At 43.4% G+C, this 4,893-nt stretch carries 5 protein-coding genes; all 5 read left to right on the top strand.

The window, feature by feature from the left end; translation table 11 throughout:
• A partial coding sequence (locus ABL924_RS17790) for a hypothetical protein (protein ID WP_349028437.1) occupies positions 1-201 on the top strand: 201 nt, incomplete at its 5' end.
• A 207-nt stretch (positions 202-408) separates the two neighbouring features.
• Positions 409-675: a hypothetical protein gene (locus ABL924_RS17785; protein ID WP_349028436.1), complete on the top strand. Its 267-nt coding sequence runs from the start codon at positions 409-411 to the stop codon at positions 673-675.
• Between the two features lie 214 nt (positions 676-889).
• The gene (locus ABL924_RS17780) at positions 890-1,735 is read left to right on the top strand and encodes a hypothetical protein (protein ID WP_349028435.1); all 846 of its coding nucleotides are present in this window, start codon (positions 890-892) and stop codon (positions 1,733-1,735) included.
• A gap of 311 nt (positions 1,736-2,046) precedes the next feature.
• A complete protein-coding gene (locus ABL924_RS17775) occupies positions 2,047-2,403 on the top strand; it encodes a hypothetical protein (RefSeq protein WP_349028434.1) in 357 nt (118 codons plus the stop codon).
• Between the two features lie 443 nt (positions 2,404-2,846).
• Entirely contained in the window at positions 2,847-4,499 is a 1,653-nt protein-coding gene (locus ABL924_RS17770) for an NAD+ synthase (protein ID WP_349028433.1), read from the top strand.
• The last annotated feature ends 394 nt before the right edge of the window (positions 4,500-4,893 follow it).

Below are 4,893 nucleotides of genomic sequence, written 5' to 3'. Positions count from 1 at the left end.
TATTTCAGCCGAATACCGCCCATTAAGGTGAATGCCAATTCAAAAAAATCGGCTTTTGACCAGTCAGCCGGAGTTTCTGCTGTTTGTGCAAAGGTCTCCCCTTATATGGATTTCGCAGATTATTGCCACACCCTAGATCCAGTGATTTTCCATTTGCCGTTTTTTTACTCATACATTAGGGACTCTTCTCAATTAAAGTAAATTTCAATATAAATCAATTGGCTAAAAAACAACCAACTTTATTATAATTATTTATATTCAATAAGTTATCGCTAATTGAGAACAGTCCCTAGCAACCCAAACAAATTCGCTATTTTCTCTGAAACTTGATCGCTGAAATATTGGGCGCAAATAAAAGATCTATCATGGCAGCAAACCAATGCCCTTCGGCGTTCAAGCAATGGGCTATTGAATAAGCTGGCAATGATTCGTCCCTCAACTAACCATAATGCAGTTAAAACCCTATTTGGACAGGACGCTAACATTACCGCAGATAACGGCAAAGAGTTTGCAGGCCATGAAAAACTCAACCAGTGCCATCGCAAGACGTTTCATTACAAACACCCCATTTGGTCTTTTTTGCTGATACTTTGCCAAAGGTCGCATGATAACTGGGATTGCACTTCGGAGCTGAATCCGCCAACGGCTTCAAGGCACAAAATAAAAGATATGTAAAGAGAACCATTACCCATTTTTATAAGTATTCCTCCACAGAAAATCCCGTAATTTTTATGTAACATCTGTTCCAGGTAGAGAACTTCTATCTACCCAAATTAACTAGCGAATTGGATGCCTTTAAGACGCTAGTATTAAGGTGGGGTGGGCGTGAGTCCACACAAACACAAGCCTGATTGGGCTTGTTAATTAGATATATACCAGGAGAAAACTTATGAAAACAAAATACACCGTTTTGGTCTCAGCCATTTTAATGGGTACCGCATTTACTGTAAGCGCTGGCCCACCAGCACCTCCATCACCCTATGGATCTGGACCGCTGGGTAGATCGTCGTCCCCTAATATGTTTACCAGTGAAAAAGCCGCTTTTGCAGCACTTGAAGGTGTGCTACAGGAAGCTGAGGCCGTTATCTATCAAGGTGGCTGTGCCGCTGCTGCGGCTAAGAGTCCTTGGAATCTCAGCGTACTCGTAGACCTTGACGGTTCTGGTGGAGTTGATGTTAGCTCCGGTGGTAACCCTCAATTCCATTTGGATGTGGCGCAAGGAATGCCTGTGCTACAACCACCAGGAACCGTCTATAACGTAACTGGTTTAGGTACAAATGTTTTTGCTGGTAGCAGCCTCCCTGTATACAGTACCATAGCACGGTACAATAGAACGGGGCAAATGATGGTTCAATCCGGTAACTTCGATGTTAAGAATGTTAATGGTAATTTTGACAAGCTAACAGGCGGGGTAATTAAGGACTTTTACAGGACTGATCCTATGGTTCGCTCCTCCTGCATATATGGTTGTTCTTCGGTACCGGTCATCTATGACTGGGGCTTGCAATTTGTTAGCAAGAACACCATTCCTCAAGACAAATGGTGGCAACGTTCAGCCGCTACCCGTTCTGATGGCAATATCGGCAAAACACATTTTGTGAAAGACCGTTTGTTCTCAGACAAGTCTACTGCAGCTTGTCAAATAGAAATTTGGACGAAAGGATTTAACGATGCTGACGGCTTCGATCAAACAGGAACGTTGTACATCAGAAATGTAAAACCTCAACCATTCTAAGCAAAATTAGAAAAATAGGGTGTTTAGTTACCCGTCCTGATTTATTAGGACGGGTTTTTTTTCGGTCACACTTTACTCATTTGTGACCATACCAACCCAAGCTATATTAGCTGACGATTTGCTAGAGGAAGAATGATCGCTGGGTATTGCAATGTTAAATATTGCGCTATTTATTGTAGATAATTTTAATGAAAGACCGAGCGCGCTATTCTATAATCGTGGCTACTAACAAAAATAAAACATGTTGGTGGCAACTTGGCATTCAACTAATCTCAATTTAATAATTATTTGTTGATAATATGAGGTAACCTATGAAAATATTGCAAGCAGTAGCACTGATAATACTATTCGGAATATTAACTAACAAGCTTGCTGTGGCCGCCGATAAAATCGATCCATACGTGGCATCGTTAAAGTCGGCGTTGAGCCTTAATGAAAAACAAACCCAAGAACTAAATAAGGTGTTTACAGAGACCCACGATAAAATTCAAGCGTTAAGGAAAGAGATCAGAGACATTAGTAAAAAAAGGCAGGTCCACCTTGATGCCGTTTTAACACCCAAGCAGAAGAAAAAATACGAAGAAATGCAAACTATCAACTTTCCTGCCGCAGCAGCCCCCCCGCCTATAATGACAGGCGTTGAGTCGGAACAGCCCACAGCTAAATAAAAATTGATAAAATTACTCAAAATTATGGGAATGTAGGCATACCCAATCCAATAATAACGGCTCTTTTTTTCAGACGCATGGATAGATTCTATTGTCAGGGCATTTTACCTTATTTTTGAGCCAAGCAAGAGAGATACAGCGGGATTCAGAACAGAATAACAAATAAATTCAGCAATTCTGACTCATACACACCACAAAAAGAATCCCCTAAAACAAAGGATCAAAAATCGACCCTACTTAGTTGAAAAATAGGCTTATAATCAAGGGTGTCTCTAAAAATCCCCTCTCTCTGGGAGAGGGCTAGGATGAGGGTTGTAAATGTTTGCTTTTAAATCCCTCATCCCAACCTTCTCCCGGAGGGAGAAGGAGTTTTTAGAGATTCCCCCTTAAAGCTATCACGCATAAGTTCTCCCCGCCCGTCATATAGACTTGAAACTAGCTGAATGTCATTACCATCCCTAAAAATAGCGCTGGCCCAAATCAATTTCCTGGTCGGCAACATAGCTGCCAATGTTGATAACATCATCAATGCCGCAAGCCATGCTCGTGAAGAGTTAGGTGCGGAACTGATTGTTTTTCCTGAGCTTATCGTTACCGGATATCCCGCAGAAGACCTGCTTTTTCGTGCCGACTTTATCGAAGAAGCCAATAATGCCATCCACTACATCGCCGAAAACGTAAGTGATATTGCTTTAGTAGTAGGGTTTCCTGAACTCGCGGAGGATGGCAGGCTGTATAACAGCGCAATCGTGTTGCACCAAGGCGTTACGCTCGCATGTTATCGGAAACAAGCATTACCTAATTATGGGGTATTTGATGAACGGCGCTACTTTACTGCTGGCAATCAGCCGTGTGTATTTGAGTTTAATGGCAGTTTTATTGGCTTGACCATTTGTGAAGATGTCTGGCAAAAAGGCATCATTGATGCGGCCAAACAAGCCGGTGCAGAATTATTGCTGACCTTGAATGCGTCACCGTTTAATCTAGGTAAAATTCATCAGCGCGAAGCGGTTATCTACTCTCAAGTCAAAACCGCAAAAATTCCTTTGATTTACGTCAACCAAATTGGCGGTCAGGATGAATTGATTTTTGATGGCGCTTCATTTGTCGCAAACGACCAGGGCGAAATCGTCTATCGCGCCGAAGAGTTTAAAGAACGCATTGGCTTAGTTGAAATTATCGACAATAAACCCGTACCAGGCAGATGTGTGCCGTTATATGACAAAACCGCCAGCGCGTATCATGCCTTGGTGTTGGGCATAAAAGATTATGTACGGAAGAACGGCTTTGGCGGCGCAATTTTAGGCTTATCTGGCGGCATAGATTCCGCCTTGGTATTGGCGCTCGCAGTTGATGCGTTAGGGAGCGATAAAGTCGAAGCCGTCCTCATGCCATCCCGCTATACCCAAGGGATGAGCAACGAAGATGCTGTGCTGGAAGCAGACGCTTTGGGCGTTAAATACCATACTATCCCTATAGAACCCGCCGTCAATGCTTTTACGGGCATGTTAGCAGAGGTTTTTGCTGGTACGAAAAAAGATACCACCGAAGAAAATATTCAGGCACGTTGCCGAGGGATTATCCTGATGGCGATGTCCAACAAACAAGGTAAATTGCTGCTGACCACCGGCAACAAAAGCGAAATGAGCGTTGGTTACGCCACGTTATATGGTGATATGGCTGGCGGCTTTGCGCCTGTCAAAGACGTACCTAAGATGTTGGTGTACCAGCTCGCACGTTACCGTAATGAGTTATCGCCCGTCATTCCGGAACGTGTCCTTACCCGCCCACCGTCGGCTGAACTTGCACCAGACCAGGTTGATGAAGACTCTTTACCGCCCTACGAGCTATTAGATGCAATACTGGAACGTTACGTGGAAAAGGATCAATCCGCCAGTGAAATCATAGCCGCCGGTTTCAGCCCTGAACACGTCGCCAGGGCGATTAATCTCGTAGATAGGAACGAATATAAACGTAGGCAATCACCGCCCGGCATTCGTATTACCTCAAAAGCCTTTGGCAGGGATAGACGCTACCCCATTACCTGTGGCTATAGAGGAGTAAAAGCACCTAAGAACTGTATGATAATAGAATAATCTTGCCGCTCTAGCCGATATTGACTAAGAGCAATCTCCATAACCAAGGAAAACCAAAAAAGAACCAACCCCAGAAGCTCTTCGCAACAAATATACAGCACCTATGCCATTAAGGGCATAGGTATCTACACGATTTTTCATAGAATTTTTCGAGCAGCGACTTTCAATCGGTTCAGTTCCTCTTGGGAATATGACTCCATGATTTCATGGCATAGGGAGGAAGACCCACAATCCTGCCAACAACGCAGGATTGGTAAATTCATTTTTTGTGCCTCATTTGTCTACCGCTGAGTTTTGTAATGGTCAATATAAACCGGACACTTTTTTAGACAGCCTTCTTATAAAAATCCCGCTCAAACTGCAACGGGGATTGATAGCCTAACTTTGAATGCGA

Source organism: Methyloglobulus sp., assembly GCF_040079455.1.
Taxonomy (GTDB): Bacteria; Pseudomonadota; Gammaproteobacteria; order Methylococcales; family Methylomonadaceae; genus Methyloglobulus.
Note: the sequence above shows the minus strand (reverse complement) of the source record. Positions and strands in the feature narration are given on the sequence as shown.